This window comes from Longispora fulva, assembly GCF_015751905.1.
Lineage (GTDB): Bacteria > Actinomycetota > Actinomycetes > Mycobacteriales > Micromonosporaceae > Longispora > Longispora fulva.
The window spans coordinates 6,603,269-6,617,478 of sequence record NZ_JADOUF010000001.1 but is presented as its reverse complement, the minus strand read 5'-3'; the positions used below and the strand labels follow the sequence as shown (position 1 = coordinate 6,617,478).

The 14,210-nt window shown below is 69.8% G+C and carries 17 protein-coding genes; 7 read left to right on the top strand and 10 right to left on the bottom strand.

Translation table 11 applies throughout. From position 1 onward, the window contains the following. The 4 genes from IW245_RS30255 to IW245_RS30240 all read right to left on the bottom strand — a co-directional run bounded on the left by IW245_RS30255 (position 1) and on the right by IW245_RS30240 (position 3,846). Positions 1–747 (bottom strand): ABC transporter permease, encoded by a 747-nt coding sequence (locus IW245_RS30255; RefSeq protein ID WP_197006539.1) that lies wholly within the window; start codon positions 745–747, stop codon positions 1–3. After that, positions 744–1,706: an ATP-binding cassette domain-containing protein gene (locus IW245_RS30250; protein ID WP_197006538.1), complete on the bottom strand. Its 963-nt coding sequence runs from the start codon at positions 1,704–1,706 to the stop codon at positions 744–746. Before IW245_RS30250 ends, IW245_RS30255 begins: the two co-directional genes overlap by 4 nt. A gap of 314 nt (positions 1,707–2,020) precedes the next feature. Next, complete coding sequence (locus IW245_RS30245) at positions 2,021–2,701, bottom strand: response regulator (protein ID WP_197006537.1); 681 nt, start codon at positions 2,699–2,701, stop codon at positions 2,021–2,023. Continuing rightward, positions 2,698–3,846: an ATP-binding protein gene (locus tag IW245_RS30240; RefSeq protein ID WP_231400434.1), complete on the bottom strand. Its 1,149-nt coding sequence runs from the start codon at positions 3,844–3,846 to the stop codon at positions 2,698–2,700. Before IW245_RS30240 ends, IW245_RS30245 begins: the two co-directional genes overlap by 4 nt. Positions 3,847–4,008: 162 nt before the next feature. On the opposite strand from IW245_RS30240, the gene phoU reads away from it, so the two are divergent. Continuing rightward, positions 4,009–4,656, top strand: a complete 648-nt coding sequence (gene phoU / locus IW245_RS30235) for a phosphate signaling complex protein PhoU (RefSeq protein ID WP_197006535.1) — start codon at positions 4,009–4,011, stop codon at positions 4,654–4,656. Positions 4,657–4,752: 96 nt separating this feature from the next. Here the strand turns inward: phoU and IW245_RS30230 are convergent, their stop codons facing one another. Then, entirely contained in the window at positions 4,753–5,496 is a 744-nt protein-coding gene (locus IW245_RS30230) for a phosphoglyceromutase (RefSeq protein ID WP_372445270.1), read from the bottom strand. 106 nt (positions 5,497–5,602) lie between these two features. Here IW245_RS30230 and IW245_RS30225 point away from each other — a divergent pair, with 106 nt between their 5' ends. Together IW245_RS30225 and IW245_RS30220 are read left to right on the top strand one after the other, a co-directional pair. Beyond that, positions 5,603–6,829: an MDR family MFS transporter gene (locus IW245_RS30225; RefSeq protein WP_197006533.1), complete on the top strand. Its 1,227-nt coding sequence runs from the start codon at positions 5,603–5,605 to the stop codon at positions 6,827–6,829. A gap of 185 nt (positions 6,830–7,014) precedes the next feature. Beyond that, a complete protein-coding gene (locus IW245_RS30220; RefSeq protein WP_197006532.1) occupies positions 7,015–8,196 on the top strand; it encodes an MFS transporter in 1,182 nt (393 codons plus the stop codon). A 262-nt stretch (positions 8,197–8,458) separates the two neighbouring features. Here IW245_RS30220 and IW245_RS30215 read toward each other — a convergent pair whose 3' ends face one another. Together IW245_RS30215 and mshA are read right to left on the bottom strand one after the other, a co-directional pair. Further along, positions 8,459–8,944: a type III secretion system chaperone family protein gene (locus IW245_RS30215; protein WP_269216224.1), complete on the bottom strand. Its 486-nt coding sequence runs from the start codon at positions 8,942–8,944 to the stop codon at positions 8,459–8,461. Between the two features lie 11 nt (positions 8,945–8,955). Then, entirely contained in the window at positions 8,956–10,230 is a 1,275-nt protein-coding gene (mshA, locus tag IW245_RS30210; protein ID WP_233472815.1) for a D-inositol-3-phosphate glycosyltransferase, read from the bottom strand. 144 nt (positions 10,231–10,374) lie between these two features. Between mshA and IW245_RS30205 the strand changes: the two genes are divergently transcribed. Both IW245_RS30205 and IW245_RS30200 read left to right on the top strand, forming a co-directional pair. After that, complete coding sequence (locus tag IW245_RS30205) at positions 10,375–11,109, top strand: SDR family oxidoreductase (RefSeq protein ID WP_197006529.1); 735 nt, start codon at positions 10,375–10,377, stop codon at positions 11,107–11,109. After that, a complete protein-coding gene (locus IW245_RS30200; protein ID WP_197006528.1) occupies positions 11,106–11,837 on the top strand; it encodes a class I SAM-dependent methyltransferase in 732 nt (243 codons plus the stop codon). Before IW245_RS30205 ends, IW245_RS30200 begins: the two co-directional genes overlap by 4 nt. Positions 11,838–11,862: 25 nt before the next feature. Here IW245_RS30200 and IW245_RS30195 read toward each other — a convergent pair whose 3' ends face one another. Together IW245_RS30195 and IW245_RS30190 are read right to left on the bottom strand one after the other, a co-directional pair. Beyond that, complete coding sequence (locus IW245_RS30195) at positions 11,863–12,045, bottom strand: DUF397 domain-containing protein (RefSeq protein ID WP_231398989.1); 183 nt, start codon at positions 12,043–12,045, stop codon at positions 11,863–11,865. Beyond that, positions 11,996–12,895 carry a helix-turn-helix domain-containing protein gene (locus IW245_RS30190; protein ID WP_197006526.1) on the bottom strand — a complete coding sequence of 300 codons (900 nt, stop codon included), beginning with the start codon at positions 12,893–12,895 and terminating at the stop codon, positions 11,996–11,998. The genes IW245_RS30195 and IW245_RS30190 overlap by 50 nt, the downstream gene beginning before the upstream one ends. 149 nt (positions 12,896–13,044) lie before the next feature. On the opposite strand from IW245_RS30190, the gene IW245_RS30185 reads away from it, so the two are divergent. Together IW245_RS30185 and IW245_RS30180 are read left to right on the top strand one after the other, a co-directional pair. Further along, a complete protein-coding gene (locus IW245_RS30185; RefSeq protein ID WP_197006525.1) occupies positions 13,045–13,371 on the top strand; it encodes a hypothetical protein in 327 nt (108 codons plus the stop codon). Continuing rightward, positions 13,362–13,550: a hypothetical protein gene (locus IW245_RS30180; protein ID WP_197006524.1), complete on the top strand. Its 189-nt coding sequence runs from the start codon at positions 13,362–13,364 to the stop codon at positions 13,548–13,550. Before IW245_RS30185 ends, IW245_RS30180 begins: the two co-directional genes overlap by 10 nt. Here the strand turns inward: IW245_RS30180 and IW245_RS30175 are convergent. Next, positions 13,547–14,122, bottom strand: a complete 576-nt coding sequence (locus IW245_RS30175) for an O-acetyl-ADP-ribose deacetylase (protein WP_197006523.1) — start codon at positions 14,120–14,122, stop codon at positions 13,547–13,549. The two genes, IW245_RS30180 and IW245_RS30175, sit on opposite strands and share 4 nt — an antisense overlap. Positions 14,123–14,210 lie beyond the last annotated feature (88 nt).

The window sequence follows — 14,210 nt, the reverse complement described above, 5'->3', positions numbered from 1 at the left end:
TCAGGCCCGCTTCTTGAAGGTGGAACGCGCCCACAGGTAACCGACCAGCGCGATCCCGACGCACCAGGCGATGGCGATCGTCGCGTCGCCCGTGTCCGGCGCGCCGTTGAGGAGCCCGCGCATCGTCTCGATGATCGGCGTGAAGGGCTGGTACTCCGCGAACTCCCGCAGACCCGGCCCCATCTTCTCCGCCGGCACGATCGCGCTGCTGAAGAACGGCAGCATGACCAGGGGCACGGAGGCCAGGCCAGCGGTCTCCGGGGACTTCGCCGCCAGACCCAGCGCGACGGTGAGCCAGCCGGCCGCGAAGCCGAGCAGTACGACGATGCCGGCCACGCCGAGCCACTCCAGGAAACCGGCCTTCGGGCTGAACCCCAGCAGGAACGCCACCCCGATCAGCGCCCCGATGGCCACCAGATTGGTCAGCACACTGGCGATGACGTGACCGGTCAGCACCGCGCCCCGGGAGACGTCCATGACCTTGAACCGGTTGATGATGCCCTTCGTCATGTCGGAGTTCACCGAGGTGGCCGTGGCCCCCAGCCCGTAGCAGACGGCCAGCAGGATCAGGCCCGGCGTGGCGTAGTCGATGTAGTCGACGCCGACGTTGAAGGCGTCGCCCATCATGTACACGAACATCAGCATGACCACGATCGGCATCAGGACCGCGTTGAACACCGAGGTGGGATTGCGGGCGATGTGCTTGAAGTTGCGACGCAACATCACCATCGAGTGGGACTTGCTCATTTCGTGGCCTCCGTGCTCTGGCCCGCCGCGGCGAGGGTGGTGTGGCCCGTCAGGGCGAGGAAGACGTCGTCGAGGTCGGGGGTGTGCACGGAGAACTCCTCGGCACTGAGCACGTGCTCGTCGAGCCGGTCCAGCAGGGCCCGCAGCGACCTTGTGCCACCGTCGCTGGGCACCCGCAGGGCCAGAGCCTCGTCGTCGCGGGTGGCGCCGGGGAACAGACCCGCGGCCGCGTCGAGTTCGGGGACCGTGGTGAACCGGAGTCGGACGTGCGTCCCGGGCATCTGGCGCTTCAGTTCGGCGGGCGTGCCCTGGGCGACCAGTCGGCCCTGGTCGAGCACCGCGATCCGGTCGGCGAGCTGATCGGCCTCGTCGAGGTACTGGGTGGTGAGGAAGATGGTCACGCCGTCGGCCACGAGATCGCGGATGATCGACCACATCGTGCGGCGGCTGCGCGGGTCCAGACCCGTCGTCGGCTCGTCCAGGAAGATGACCCGCGGGGTGCCGACCAGCGTCATCGCCAGGTCGAGCTTGCGGCGCATGCCCCCGGAGTAGGTCGACGCGGGCTTGCGCGCCGAGTCCACCAGGTCGAAGCGTTCCAGCAGCCCGGCGACCAGCCGCCTGCCGTCGCCGGTGGGGATCCCCTTCAGGTCCACCATCAGCTGCAGGTTCTCCTGCCCCGTCAGCAGCTCGTCCACCGCCGCGAACTGACCGGTGACCCCGATCGCCGCGCGCACCGCCCTGGCTTCGGTCGCCACGTCGTGGCCGGCGACACGCACCGTCCCGCTGTCCGCCTTCATCAACGTGCTCAGCACGTTGACCGTCGTCGTCTTGCCCGCGCCGTTCGGGCCGAGGAGGGAGAAGATCGTGCCGGCGGGAACATCCAGGTCGATGCCGTCGAGCACGACCTTGCTCCCGTAGGCCTTGCGCAGTCCGGAGACCGCGATCGCTGAACTCGTCATGCGGCCAACTATCGACAGCCGGTCTGTCACCGACCTGTCGTCGCCCTGACACGGGGGCTGACACGGTGTCGTGCCTGGCCGGGACGCCACGCGGCCGGGTGCGGCGAGGTGCCGACCGGGGGGCCGGTCGAGCCGCCGCGACAGGCTCAGAAACGCGGCGTAACCGTCGCATGGTGTCGATCTGGCTCTTGACCTAAGGCGCGGTGGCCCGCTGAGGGCGAATCTGGCAAGCAACGACAAGAGCCGCTAGGGCAGGCCCTGCGGCTCTTGTCGTTGCGCCGTCCAGATTCGTTCTCAGCGGGTCGGCACAACCCCTAAGCTTCGAATTTATAGCCCAGACCTCGGACGGTGACGATGTAGCGGGGGGTCGACGGCTCCGGCTCGATCTTCGAGCGCAGGCGCTTGACGTGCACGTCGAGGGTCTTGGTGTCCCCGACGTAGTCCGCGCCCCACACCCGGTCGATGAGCTGGCCCCGGGTCAGCACCCGGCCGGCGTTGCGCAGCAGCAGCTCCAGCAGCTCGAACTCCTTGAGCGGCAGCTGCACCGTCCCGCCGGAGACGCTGACCGTGTGCCGGTCGACGTCCATCCGGACCGGGCCGGCCTCGAGGGTGCCGGGCAGCAGCTCGGCGGGCTCGATCTGGCGGCGGAGCACGGCGCGGATCCGGGCGACGAGCTCGCGCGGCGAGTAGGGCTTGGTGACGTAGTCGTCCGCCCCGATCTCCAGGCCGACGACCTTGTCGATCTCGCTGTCCCGCGCGGTGACCATGATGATCGGCACGTTGGACCGGGTGCGCAGTTGCCGGCACACCTCGCTGCCGGACATCTCCGGCAGCATCAGGTCGAGGAGCACGATGTCAGCCCCGGCCCGGTCGAACTCGACGATCGCCGCGGTGCCGGTCGCGGCCACGGAGACCTCGAACCCTTCCTTGCGCAGCATGTAGCTCAGCGCGTCGGAGAACGACTCCTCGTCCTCGACCACAAGTACCCTGGTCACGGGCGTCCCTTCGTCTTCATGTCAGCCATACGAGTCTGACTTTTCAAAGCGGAGGCCCCCGCAGGGGGGCGGGACGGTAGCCGCAAAGTGAACGTTGACCCAACCCCTACTTCGCTGCTCACTTCGACCCTCCCACCGTGGTTGCTGGCGATGTGTTTGACAATCGCCAGGCCAAGGCCCGTTCCACCGGTCGCCCGGGACCTCGCCTGGTCGGCCCGGTAGAACCGCTCGAAAATGCGATCCGTGTCCTCGGCCGCGATGCCGATCCCCTCGTCCGCCACCGCGATTTTCACACGCTTGCCGGATTTCTCCGAGTGGATGGTGATGGAGGTCTTCTCCGGGCTGTACGCGATCGCGTTCTCCACGAGGTTCGCCAGCGCGGTGACGAGCTGGCCCTCGTGCCCGTACACCGTCAGGCCGTGCTCGCCCTCCCAGCGGACCACGATCTCCTTGGCGACGGCGGCGGTCCGCGACCGGTCCAGCACCTCGTTGATCATGCGGTCGACGCCGACCGGCTCCGGTTCGGGCAGCGGCTCGGCGCCCTGGAGCCTGGACAGCTCGATCAGCTCGCTGACCAGCCGGGCCAGTCGGGCGGACTCGTGCTGGATCCGCTCCGTGAACCGCCGGGCGGTCTCCGGATCGTCCACCGCCTCCAGTAGCGCCTCGCTGAGCAGCTGCAACGCGCCCACCGGGGTTTTGAGCTCATGGCTGACGTTGGCCACGAAGTCCCGACGGACCCGGGCGACGCGGTGCGCCTCGGTGACGTCCTCGACCTCGAGGTGCACGTGTTCGTCGTCGAGCACCGTGACCCGGACCCGCACGCCGAGCGGGTTGCGCCCGCCGCTGCGGGGCAGGTCCAGCTCGACGTCGCGCGGGTCGCCGCTGCGGCGGACCTGGGCGACCAGGCTGCGCAGTACGGCATGGGAAAGGCCGCTCTCGTCGTTCTTGAGTAGTTTCATCCCGACCGCCGCGGGGTTGGCCAGCGCCACCCGGTCGGTCGGGTCCAGGACGATCACGCCGGCCCGCAGGCCGTCGAGGCTGGTCCTGGCGAGGTCGGTCTCCACAACCTGCACTGTCTTACTCCCCCGAACCGCCCTGAAAAAGAGCGCGGTCACTCCGGCACCAAGAGCGGCGCCCACAACCATCGCCAGCACCACATTCACAGGGCGATCGTAGGGTGAGTTTCGTCGGATTCCACCAGCCGGTACCTCTGGAAACGCTCGGTTCTCCCGAATGTTCACTCTCAGGATTGTCCACGTTCACCGACGTTCATGCACCGTATGCCGATCCGCCCTACGGTGGTGACCATGCGCGACGTATTCCGCTCTGACCTCGCCCAACTCGCCGGCACCCTCGTGGCCATGGCCGGCGAGGTGCGCCACGCCCTCCGCCAGGCCACCCGCGCGCTGCTGACGGCCGACCAGGTGCTCGCCGAGAACGTGCTGGCCGACGACGAGGGCATCAACGCGATGTACCGCAGCGTCGAGGAGTCCGTCTACGAGCTCCTCGCCCGCCAGTCGCCGGTCGCCGGCGACCTCCGCGCCATCATCACCAGCCTGCACATCGCCACCGACATCGAGCGGATGGGCGACCTGGCCGAGCACATCGCGAAGACCTCGCTGCGCCGCAAGCCCGAGATCGCGGTGCCCGCCGAGCTGCACGAGATCTTCACGGAGATGGGCAAGGTCGCCGACCGGATGGCCAAGAAGGTCGTGTCCGTGCTCGCCGAGCGCGACGCCACCCTCGGCGCGGAGCTGGAGAAGGACGACGACGAGATGGACGCCCTGGAGCGCAAGCTCTTCAAGGCGCTGTTCGAGTCGGAGTGGCAGCACGGGATCGAGGCGGCGGTGGACACGGCGCTGCTGGCCCGGTTCTACGAGCGCTACGCCGACCACGCGGTCAACGCCGGCAAGCAGGTCGTCTACCTGGTAACGGGTGCCCCTCTTGGTGAGTGAGGACCCGCTCAGGGCGCCTTAGATCAAAGATCAAGATCATTATTTTTTACGAGTAGGAGCCCGGCCCCGCATGCGGCGGTCGGGCTCCCTCGTTTTCTAGCGGCCTTGGTTGGCGACGGCGGCAGCCGCTTGAGCTGCGCCGGCCGGGTCCAGGTACTCCGACTTCACCGGGCGCAGCTCCTCGTCGAGCTCGTATCGCAGCGGGAAGCCCGTCGGGATGTTCAGGCCGGCGATGTCGGTCGCCGAGATGTTGTCGAGGTGCTTGACCAGCGCGCGCAGCGAGTTGCCGTGCGCGGCGACCAGCACCGTCTTGCCGAGGAGCAGGTCGGGAACGATCGCGTCGTACCAGTACGGCAGGGCGCGGTCGACCACGTCCGCCAGGCACTCGGCCAGCGGGGCGGGCACCGCCGCGTACCGGGGGTCGCCGGCCTGGGAGAACTCGTCCGCCGGGTCGATCGGCGGCGGGGGGATGTCGTAGGAGCGCCGCCAGAGCATGAACTGCTCCTCGCCGTACTCCTGCAGCGTCTGCTTCTTGTCCTTGCCCTGCAACGCTCCGTAGTGCCGCTCGTTGAGCCGCCAGGAACGGTGCACGGGGATCCAGTGCCGGTCCGCCGCGTCGAGAGCGAGCTCGGCGGTCCGGATGGCGCGGCGCTGCAGGGAGGTGTGCAGCACGTCGGGCAGCACGTCGGCCGACCGGAGCAGTTCACCCGCCCGCCGGGCCTCGGCCTCACCCTTCTCGGTGAGGTCGACGTCCACCCAGCCGGTGAACAGATTCTTCGCGTTCCAGACGCTCTCGCCGTGCCGGAGGAGAACCAGGGTTCCGATCGTCATGACGCTCATCCTAGGGACGTCACGCCCAGTGACCGAGGACACGTCCAAAACTGGGTGACCCGAGCCGGGGCGGTAAGGAATTGTAGGAGCCACGATCCTTACACGGAGGTGCTCCTTGCGCGGGTGGTTACAGCAGACGACGGGCGGCCTGCCGAAGACCTTCTGGTACCTGTGGTCCGGCACCCTGATCAGCCGCGCCGGGGCTTTCGTCACGATCCTGCTGACCTTCTACCTGAGCAACGAGCGGCACTTCAAGCCCACCTTCGTCGGGCTCGTGATCGGCATGATCGGCGCCGGCGGGGCCGTGGGGGTCCTGATCGGCGGACAGTTGGCCGACCGGTGGGGGCGGCGGAGCACGCTGCTCGTGGCCCAGGTCGGCACTGCGGTGATGCTGGTGCTGCTCGGGCTCACCCAGGAGAGGTGGCTCATCGTGGTGATGGGCTTCGTCCTGGGTCTGGTCCAGAACATGTCCCGGCCGGCGTTCTCGGCGATGATGGTCGACATCGTGCCCGACAAGGACCGGTTGCGCGCCTTCAGCCTGAACTACTGGGCGATCAACCTCGGGTTCTCGGTCGCGGCGCTGCTCGGCGGCCTGGTGGCGGACCTCGACTACCTGTGGATCTTCATCGTGGACGCCGCGACGATGCTGCTCACAGCGTTGATCGTGTTCCTGAAGGTGCCGGAGACCCGGCCGCAGGCCGCGGCCCGCCCGGCCGTCGCCGGCCCCGCCCGGCCCAGTAGCAGCCCCTTCCTCGACCCGGTGTACCTCGGACTCGTCGGCCTGACCTTCCTCAGCGCCATGGTGTTCATGCAGCACCTGTCGTCCCTGCCGCTGGCGATGGCCCGCGACGGCCTGTCCGCGAGGACGTTCGGCACCGTGATCGCGCTGAACGGGATCCTGATCGTGCTCGGCCAGCTGTTCATCCCGCGCCTCGTCCGGGGCCGCGACCGGTCGAAGACCCTGGCGATGGCGTCCCTGATCGTCGGCGTCGGCTTCGGCCTGACCGCCCTGGCGCACGACCTGTGGCTGTACTCGGCCACCGTGCTGATCTGGACCCTCGGCGAGATGCTGCAGTCCCCGTCGAACTCGACGCTGATCGCCGAGCTGTCCCCGGCCGACGCGCGGGGCCGCTACCAGGGCGTGTTCTCCCTCGCCTTCTCCGGGGCCGCGTTCGCCGCCCCACTGGTCGGCGGGTTCGTGTTCGACGAGTTCGGCAACGCGCCGCTGTGGATCGGCTGCCTCGTGCTCAGCCTGCTCGTCGCGGGCCTCAACCTCGCCGCCGGCCCGGCCCGCAACCGGCGGACGGCGGCCCTGAAGGAACCGGAACTCGTCAACGCGTAGCGACCGGTGCACGGCCGACCTCGCAACCGGCGGGGCCCGGTGCCGCCACGGCCCGTGGTTGGACCGAGATCGCTGACCCGTGACGAGAGACACAGCCGGGTGCCGAGTCGACCTCTGTTGGTGGCGAGTCCCAGCTCGTAGCGTTGGTAATCGCTTACCGACTACCTTCTTTACTGGGGAGCGCCGTGCGCGGGCTGTCAGGCACCTACTGGGCGATCTGGACCGGACTCCTGATCAACCGGCTCGGCGGCTTCGCCATCATCTTCCTGGCGATCTACCTCAAGGACATCCGGGGCCTGACCACCGCCGCGACCGGCCTCGTCATCGGCCTGCACGGCGCGGGCGGCGCGCTCGGCGTCCTCGCCGGGGGCGTGCTCGCCGACCGATGGGGGCGGCGGAAGACGATGCTGCTGGCGTACTCGACCGCCTCGGTGCTCATGATGGCCGTCGGGCTGTCGAGCACCCCGGTCGCGATCGGCGTCACGGCGACCCTGCTCGGCGTGGCCACCCAGCTCGGCGGTCCGGCCTCGGTCGCGGCGATCACGGACGTGGTGCCCGAGCCGCAGCGCCTGCCAGCGTTCAACCTGTTGTACTGGGCCTTCTTCGGCGGCGCCGCCATCGCCGCCCTGCTCGTCGGGGTACTCGCCGAGGTGTCCTACCTGCTGCTCTTCGGCCTGGACGCCGCCGCGACCCTGATCGCGGTCCTGATCATCGCGTTCCGGGTGCCCGAGACCCTGGTCCGGCACCCGACGGCCTCCGGCGGGCAGGGTCTCGGCCGGGCACTCCGCGACCGGCCCTACCTGGTGTTCGTCGGGCTGACGTTCCTGATGGCGATGGTCTTCGCGCAGAGCACGACGATGCTGCCGCTCGCGATGAAGGGCGACGGCCTGAGCACCGGCCAGTACGGGCTGGTCATGGCCCTCAGCGCCGGCATGGTCGTCGCCGGCCAGCTGTTCGTGCCCAAGCTGATCGGGCGGGCGCGCAAGGCCCGGGTGCTCGCCCTGGCCCTGCTCCTCGTGGCCGTCGGCTACGGCTTGACGGCGCTGGTGGGCTCACTGGCCGGGTACGCGATCACCGTCGTGATCTGGACCGTCGGCCAGATGTTGGCGGCCCCGCCCAACGCCGCCATCATCGCGGAGTTGTCGCCGGAGCGGCTGCGGGGCCAGTACCAGGGAGTGTTCAATCTGTCCTTCGCCGCCTCGGCCTTCGCCGCGCCGGCGCTGGGCGGGCTGAGCCTGCAGACCCTCGGCGACTGGCACTGGGTGATCTGTCTGGGGCTGGGGCTGCTCGCCGCGGCCGGGCACCTGCTCAGCGGTCCGACCCGGGAGCGCCGGGTCGCGGAGCTGCGCGAACTCGTCGACGCGTAGAGAAGCGGCGCAGGAAAATACGCGTAGAGAAGCGGGCGTAGGAAAGGAGCCCCCCGACTCTGATCCCACGCCCGCCAACCTTCGTCGCGGCGGCCGCCACCCCCCGGCAGCGCTCAGCGACTCAGTCGCGCAACACCGGACCCGTAGCCCCCCGACCACTGTCCTGGTGTCGCGCGACACCTCGCCCCCGTAACTAGGGGTAACCATAGGTGATCAACAAATTGATACGCAAGCGTTGCCAACTGTACGATCCCTCACACGCTCACTGTCTGCTATTAGACCCGTCCGAGTCTTCTACCAGGTGTTGGAACGCCGCGAGATTCGCCAGCGACTCTCCACGCGAGACTCTCCAGGCCCACTCGCGCCGGATCGCCGAACTGAAGCCGAGCTCCAGCAGCGGGTCGAAACTCTCGTCGGCGTAGGTGAGCACGGAGCCGAGCAGCCGGTCCAGGTCGTCCTCCGTGAGCCCGGACAGCGGCACCCTGCCCGTCAGGTACACGTCGCCGACCGCGTCGATCGCGAACGAGACCCCGAACATGGCCGCGTTGCGGCGCAGCAGGTAGGCCCACACCGCCTCGCGGTTCTCGTCGGGCTGTCGGATCACGAACGCCTCGATCCGCAGCGCGTGCGCGCCGACGACGAGGTTGCAGACCGTCTTGAGCTTGTGGGTACCGGGCAGCGTCACCACGAACCGGTCGTCCACCCGCTCGAACTCCAACTCGCGGGCGCGCAGCGTCGTCTCGATCAGCTCGGGGACACTCACAGCCCGGCGACCTCCAGCAGGCGGGAACGGTGCACGGCGAGCGCGGCCTTGTAGCCGGCGAGCAGCCCGTCCGTGGTCCGCGCCCAGGAGAAGTCTTGCGCATGCGCGACGGCTCCGGCGGCCAACTCGGCACGGCGCGCCGGGGCGTGCAGCAGGCCGGAGATCGCCGTCGCCCAGTCGTGCGGGTCGTGGGTGTCGATCAGCAGGCCACTGACCTCGTGCTTCACGGCGGTGGTGAGCCCGCCGACCGCCGCTGCGACGACCGGGGTGCCACAGGCCTGCGCCTCGACGGCCACCAGGCCGAAGGACTCGTTGTAGCTGGGGACGCCGACCAGGTCGGCGGCGCGGTAGAGGTCGGCGAGCGCCGAGCCGCCCTGGGGCGGGATGAAGCGCACGACGTCGCCGAGCCCGAGGGAGCTGGTCAGGGCCGCGAGGTCGAGGCCGCTGCCGCTGTTGCCGCCGCAGATCAGGACCACCAGCTTGCGAGCGAGCTCCGGGTCGCGCGCCACGATCTCGGCGGCGGCCCGCACGAGCACGTCGGGGGCCTTGAGCGGCTGGATCCGGCCGACGAACGCCAGCACGTACGCGTCGTCGGGCAGCCCGAACCGCTGGCGCGCGGCGGACCGGCTGCCGGGGCTGAACCGGTCGAGGTCCACGCCGGGCTGGACGACCTCGACCTGGGCGCACTCGGCGTCGTACAGGTTGATCAGGTCCCTGGCCTCCGCCAGCGTGTTGGCGATCAGCAGGTCCGACTCGGCGACGACCTGCTCCTCGCCGATCACCCGCGCCTTCGGCTCCGGCTTGTCGCCCTCGGCGAGCTGCGCGTTCTTCACCTTGGCCAGGGTGTGCGCGGTGTGCACGAGCGGCACGCCCCACCGGTCCTTGGCGAGCCAGCCGGCCTGGCCGGACAGCCAGTAGTGCGAGTGCACCAGGTCGTACCAGCCGGGGGTGCGGGCGGCCTCGGCGCGCAGGACGCCGTTGGTGAACGCGCACAGCTGCGCCGGCAACTCCTCCTTGCTGAGCCCCGAGAAGGGGCCGGCGTGCACGTGCCGGACGGTCACGCCCGGGGCCATCTCGACGGTCGGCGGCAGGTCGCTGGACGTGGCGCGGGTGAAGATCTCCACCTCGACGCCCGCCTGGGCGAGGCGGCGCGACACCTCGACGATGTACACGTTCATGCCGCCGGCGTCGCCGGTGCCCGGCTGGTGCAGGGGCGACGTGTGCACGGACAGCGTGGCGATCCGGCGCGGCAGCTCAGAAGAGAATGGCACGCGATTTCCAACTGTGTTCACAAGATGGCTCTTCCCCCGCCGGTACCCATCGTGTCGTGACTCACAGCTGAAATCGGACATGGACCTCCGTCCCGCCCAGGCCGGGCGGCGCGGCCCGGACCTGGCCGCACCTAAGATCGGCTCATGAGACCCACAGCCGTCGTCACCGGAGCTTCCAGCGGGATCGGGGCCGCCACCGCGCGCCGACTCGCCGCCGAGGGCTTCCACGTCGTTTTCGCCGCCCGCCGCGTCGACCGGATCAAGGCCCTGGCCGACGAGCTGGACGGCACCGCCGTGCCGTGCGACATCACCTCCGACGCCGACGTCGCGGCACTCGCCGCGACGGTGGGCGAGGTCGAGGTGCTGGTCAACAATGCCGGCGGGGCCTTCGGGGCCGACACGGTGCAGACCGGTCAGGTGTCGGACTGGGCCCGGATGTACGAGCTGAACGTCCTCGGCACGCTCCGGGTCACCCAGGCCCTGCTGCCGGCGCTGGAGGTCTCCGGCCGGGGCTCGATCGTGATGATCTCGTCCACCGCCGGGCTCGACGTCTACGAGGGCGGCGGGGGCTACGTCGCCGCCAAGCACGCCCAGACCGCGATGACCGGGACCCTGCGCCTGGAGCTGTGCGGCCGGCCGGTCCGGGTGATCGAGATCGATCCCGGGATGGTGCGGACCGAGGAGTTCGCGGTCAACCGGCTCGGGGACCCGGAGAAGGCCGCCAAGGTGTACGCGGGCGTGGCCGAGCCGCTCGTCGCCGAGGACGTCGCCGACGCCGTGGCGTGGACCGTGACCCGGCCGCACTACGTGAACATCGACCGGATCGTGCTCCGGCCGCTCGCCCAGGCGTCCAACTACAAGGTGCACCGGGTGCTGTGAAGCCCGTCGGGGAGATCACCAGGGGGACCACCAACCCGAACCGGTTGCGCAGGTTCGACCGGTGGATCGCCTGGCGGTACCCGGACCGGCTGGGCCTCGTCGTCGATCTCGGCTACGGGGCCTCACCGGTCACCACGGTCGAGATGCACCGGCGGCTGCGCCCGTCGCGCACCGTCGGCCTGGAGATCGACCCTTTCCGGGTACTGGCCGCCCAGCCCTTCGCCCGCCCCGACCTGGAGTTCCGTCGGGGCGGCTTCGAGCTGGCCGGGCTGCGGCCGACCCTGGTCCGGGCGTGCAACGTGCTCCGCCAGTACGACGAGGGGGCCGTGCGGGACGCGTGGCGGCAGATGACGGCGGCGCTCGCCCCCGGCGGGGTACTCGTCGAGGGCACCTGCGACGAACTGGGCCGGGTCTGCGCGTGGCTCGCCGTCACCCCGGCCGGCCCGGAGTCGCTGACCTTCTCCGTCAGCCTCGCGCACCTGGAACGCCCGGCGGTGATCGCCGAACGGCTGCCCAAGGCGCTGATCCACCGCAATGTGCACGGCGAACGGGTGCACGACCTGCTGGCCGCGCTCGACGACGCGTGGCTGGCCGCCGCGCCGTACAAGGCGTTCGGGGCCCGGGACCGGTGGGTGCGGTCGGTGGCGGCGGTACGGGACGCCGGCTGGCTGGTGCGGGACCGGCCGGGCCGGTGGCGCCTCGGGGAACTGACCCTCGACTGGCCGTGAGCGCGCACCGTCCGAGGTGGACGGGCTAGATCCGGCCGGACTTGATGTCGGTGACGAAGGCTGACCAGTCCGCGGCGGACACGGCGAGGACCGGGCCGGACCGGTCCTTGCTGTCCCGGACGAACGCGGCCCCCGGAGCGGTGGCCACCTCGACGCAGTTATCGCCCGCGTTGCTCCCGGTCGCCCTTCGGAACCTTGGCTCGATCATGAGCTGCTTTCCCCTGTTGCCCATACCGGTCCGCGTGCTCGCGGATCAACGCGATGCTACCCGTGGGGGACAGCGCCGCCGTCCGGCAAACCGCGTGCGCACGGGTGTAGCGCTCCACGAAATGCTGCTCCTCGTGGAAGCCCATCGCCAGCACCCCCTCCGAACAGGCGATCGGTGTGCCCCAGATCGGAGTGAAGACCGTGAAGTGCTCCGGCGTGAGGAACTCGCCGGCGTCCAGCGGCACCACCCGCACGGTGTACCGCCCGGCCTCGGCGAAGTTGGCGATGTGCCGCAACTGGCCAGCCATCACCTCATGGGCGCCGACCCTGCGGAGTAGCACCGCCTCGTCGAGGACCACTGACATGTCCGGCAGCGGCGACCGGGCGAAGAAGTGGTGCTGCCGCTCCAGTCGCAGCTTGACCGCCAACTCCGGGTCCGAGGACCCGAGGCCGGCCGTCTGCACCGCCCTGGCGTAGTCCTCGGTCTGCAGAAGTGCCGGCACCACCAGAGACGCGAAGATCGCGATGGCCGTCGCCCACTGCTCGTGTTCGACGTAGAGCTTGTAGGACGCCGGGCCGACGGCCATGTCGCGCACCCACCAGCCGGGACGCTTCGCCTCGCGCTGCATGATCTCCAGGTCGTGCCGGGTCACCTCGTTCGTCACGCCGTACAGGTCCAGCAGGGTGCGCAGGTTGCCCATGCTGATCCGGCTGTCCCCGGCCTCCACCCGGATCATCGTGCGCCGGCTCATGTTGAGGTGGTCGGCCGCGTGGTCCTGGGTCAGGCCGAGCGCATCCCGGTACCGGCGTAATTCGCCGCCGATGTACCGGCTCAGCATGTTCGACGTCACTCACTCATGTTGGCACTAGCGATTACCTTGCGCTAGATCTGTCACAGTGCCAATCTGGCTAGGCGAATCCGAAACCCGACAGATCCCCTCGACCGAGCGTGTAACGGAAACCACCCTGCGACACGAACTAACCGACGAGGAGGTCCACCATGCCCACGATCACCCGACTTGCCACAGTGGAGACCGTAGTCAGGGGCGGCCGGGCCGCGGTCGTCAGCCTGCGGCTCGACAACGACGGATTCCACACGTACTGGATGGAGACCGGTGACACCTACCGGCTCCGGATCGTCGGCTTCCACTGGCAGGTCACCGGGGGCGCGTGGTTCGTGGCCGGACACGGCTACCGGCTCACCCGCGCCGGGAATCCCCTCGTTTCCATACCGACCGATCGGGGTGAGGTCGTTTTGCTGCCGTCGCACGAGTACCAGATATCCCATGCCGGGCAGGGCGAGTGGTGGCTCTCCCGGTGCCAGTGACGGTGCCGCCGCAGTGCAAGCATCCGAGCTGCTTCGACGGCCGGATGGAACGGAGCAGGTTCACGCTGGCGGAGGTGCAGGCGTTCTCGGCCGTGCAGCTCAGCCGGGTCGAGGTGTTCGCGTGCCCGACGTTTCCCGGCATGTTCCACACCCGGGCTAGAAAGGGCTGGCGAATCTAGCCGACCCTGGGCGCGTCGCGGCCGTCCGGGTGTGGCCCCGGACCAGGACCGGTTCGGGGTACAGAGCCACGCCGAAGCCGCTCCGCCAGAGGCACCCGGTCGGCCTCGAAAAGGACCAGCCGGGCGACTTCCACCGTGGTGTCGGCGGTCCGGAGCGCCTCCAGGGCCTGGCGGATCGCGTCCTCGGCCGGCCAGCGGTAGACCCCAGCGGAGATCAGCGGGAACGCGACCGTGGCCGCGCCCAGCTCGTCGGCGACCCGGAGCGACTCCGTGTAGCAGGAGCGCAGGTCGGCGGAACGGTCGAGGGACGGCGAGTACACCGGGCCGACGGTGTGGATCACCCAGCGGGCCGGAAGCAGGCCGGCCGTGGTGGCGACCGCCTGGCCTGTCCTCAGGCCCTTGCCATAGTGGCCGGCGCGGAGGGCCCGGCATGCCGCGAGGATCTCTGGGCCGCCCTTGCGGTGGATCGCGCCGTCGACGCCGCCTCCGCCGAGGAGGGAGGAGTTGGCGGCGTTGACGATCGCGTCCACCTGCTGGGTGGTGATGTCCCCGGCCACGACCTCGATCCGCATGACCCCAGGGTAGGCCGCTGGCTCGGTCGTTGTCCGGAACGGTGGCCGATTCCGGGTCGGTCGCCGGTCCTGCGGGGCCAGGCTCCCG